The sequence below is a fragment of the Microcystis sp. M53598_WE2 genome (assembly GCF_030067735.1).
GTDB lineage: Bacteria > Cyanobacteriota > Cyanobacteriia > Cyanobacteriales > Microcystaceae > Microcystis > Microcystis aeruginosa.
Genome location: NZ_JASJFE010000510.1, coordinates 1 through 2,427, shown reverse-complemented (window position 1 = coordinate 2,427; position 2,427 = coordinate 1). Strand labels below are relative to the sequence as shown.

General features: G+C 48.0%; 1 protein-coding gene. It reads right to left on the bottom strand.

The window, feature by feature from the left end; genetic code table 11:
- Positions 1–199: 199 nt before the first annotated feature.
- On the bottom strand, positions 200–2,086 hold the full coding sequence (gene ftsH2, locus PX636_RS10445) for an ATP-dependent zinc metalloprotease FtsH2 (protein ID WP_271935496.1): 1,887 nt from the start codon (positions 2,084–2,086) through the stop codon (positions 200–202).
- Between the last annotated feature and the right edge of the window lie 341 nt (positions 2,087–2,427).

Here is a 2,427-nt window from a genome sequence, read left to right as displayed (position 1 = left end):
CTTCGCCCCTACAGGACGCGGGCCGATGAAGACGCAAGGTTTTGAACGACGATTCTCTCAAAATCTTGCACCTGTTTCGCGAAAAAAGCCACAAAACTCTTACCTTGCCTACATTTCACATTTATTCAGCAAACCCTAACTAGGATAAAAAAATCGGGTGAGCCTTAACCCACCCGATCGCATATAGATTGAAATCAACCTATAACTGTGGTACAAACTGTTCTTTTTCGGGAACGTAGGCGTATTCAGCCACAATTTGCCGGAATTCTCCCCCATCGATCGTTTCTTTTTCGATCAGCAGGTCCACCACTCGATCGATCACTTCGCGATGATCGCGAATAATTTGCCGAGAAATTTCATGGCAGTGTTCCACGATCGAGCGCACCTGATCATCGATGCGAGTAGCGACCTTCTCAGAATACTCGGAACGAGTCATCAAACCGCCACCGAGGAACACTTCACCCCCTTGACTTTCTAGGGACAAAGGACCCAAATCGCTCATCCCGAAACGAGTCACCATCTGACGCGCCATATCAGAGACTTGCTGTAAATCGCCACCTGCACCGGTAGTCACCTCATCATAGCCGAAGATTTCTTCCTCGGCTGCCCGACCACCTAAAGCACCGGAAATCCGGGCCATTAACTGAGCTTTCGTGGTTAAACCCTGTTCTTCGTTGGGAGTGAACCAAGTTAAACCCTGGGCCTGGCCCCGGGGAATCAGAGTCACTTTCTGGACGGGATCGTGATCTTTTAAGAGCGTACCCACGATCGCATGACCCACTTCATGGTAAGCGATTAAGCGCTTGCTCTTGCTATCGACTAAAGGAGTGCCTTCCATACCGGCGATAACGCGATCTACCGCGTCATCTATCTCTAGGAGGGTAATGGCATCTTTACGACGACGGGCGGTTAAAATTGCCGCTTCGTTCAGTAAATTGGCTAAATCTGCTCCACTGAACCCTGGAGTGCGACGGGCGATCGCTTCGATGGAAACGTCGTTGGCCAGCTTTTTATTGCGGGCGTGAACGTCTAAAATCTCTAAACGACCTTTAAAATCGGGCGCATCCACGGTTACTTGGCGATCAAAACGGCCCGGACGCATGAGAGCGGAATCGAGAACATCGGGGCGGTTAGTGGCGGCAATGATGATAATTCCCGTATTCCCCTCGAAACCGTCCATTTCTGTCAATAATTGGTTCAGGGTTTGTTCCCGTTCATCGTTACCGCCACCGATACCGGCACCCCGTTGACGACCTACTGCGTCAATTTCATCGATAAAGATTAAACAGGGAGCATTTTCCTTGGCTTTTTTGAACAAGTCGCGCACGCGAGAAGCACCGACACCGACAAACATTTCCACAAATTCCGAACCGGAAATGCTGAAGAAAGGTACACCCGCTTCACCGGCGATCGCTTTAGCCAACAGGGTTTTACCCGTACCAGGAGGGCCAACTAACAGGACTCCTTTGGGGATTTTGGCACCGACGGCGGTAAATTTCTCCGGTTGTTTGAGGAAAGTGACGACTTCCTGTAATTCTTCCTTCGCTTCGTCAATTCCTGCCACATCATCAAAGGTGATGCCGGTTTTTGCTTCCATCTGGAAGCGAGCTTTTGATTTACCAAAACTCATCGCTTGACCGGGGCCGCCTGGCATATTATTAGAACGGCGGAACAGGAAAAAGAGAGCGGCAATCAGCAAAAAGGGGAAAAGTAGATTACCGAGGAATCCCCACCAAGCGCCGTCATTCCGCATCGGGTGAGCATCGAAACTAATTTTAGAATCGCGTAAACGGGCGATCAAATCCGGGGAATTGGCCGGTAAATCGACCCGTAGGCGTTGTACTCGGTTTTCTAGTTCCGGATCTAGGGCCTGTACGATCGCGGTTCTGCCACCTTCGTAGAGATCGACGCTGACAACCCTACCACTGTCTAGGTATTCTAGAAAGCGTCCGTAGGTCATGCGGGTAGTGGCGGTGTTATTGCCGATATTACTGGTGGCTGTGGCAAAAGTGCCTTGCCAGAGGAAAAAACCGACCACAAGGGCGGGCAATGTCCACAGTAAAATCGTTTTCCAAGATAGTTTCATGTTTGTTTAGTGGTTCTAGGATAAAGATTTTTGCTTAACTCATTTAGCTGTTTTTGTCAAGGATTTTACGTTATTTTTTCGATATTAATCCCCGCAGCCAATTAAATCTTAACTAAATGTAACGTAATTCTCATAATTCTGACAAGAATGGTGACGAGAGATTTTTTTAGTTCATTTGTTCTAGCAAGATACCATGGTTTCTGGGATAAGCTGGATTAGAGAAGGACTATCTCGATGGTCAAGATTTAACAGTAGAAGTTTTTACTATTCTTTACTCTAGAGCGTGTAAACTACACAGTGTATAAGCTGTTCGCAATTTAAATCGTGGGTGAACGGTGTTG

Excerpts from the sequence above, each read along its gene's own strand:
- ftsH2 (WP_271935496.1), bottom strand. The coding sequence starts at position 2,086 with ATGAAACTATCTTGGAAAACGATTTTACTGTGGACATTGCCCGCCCTT.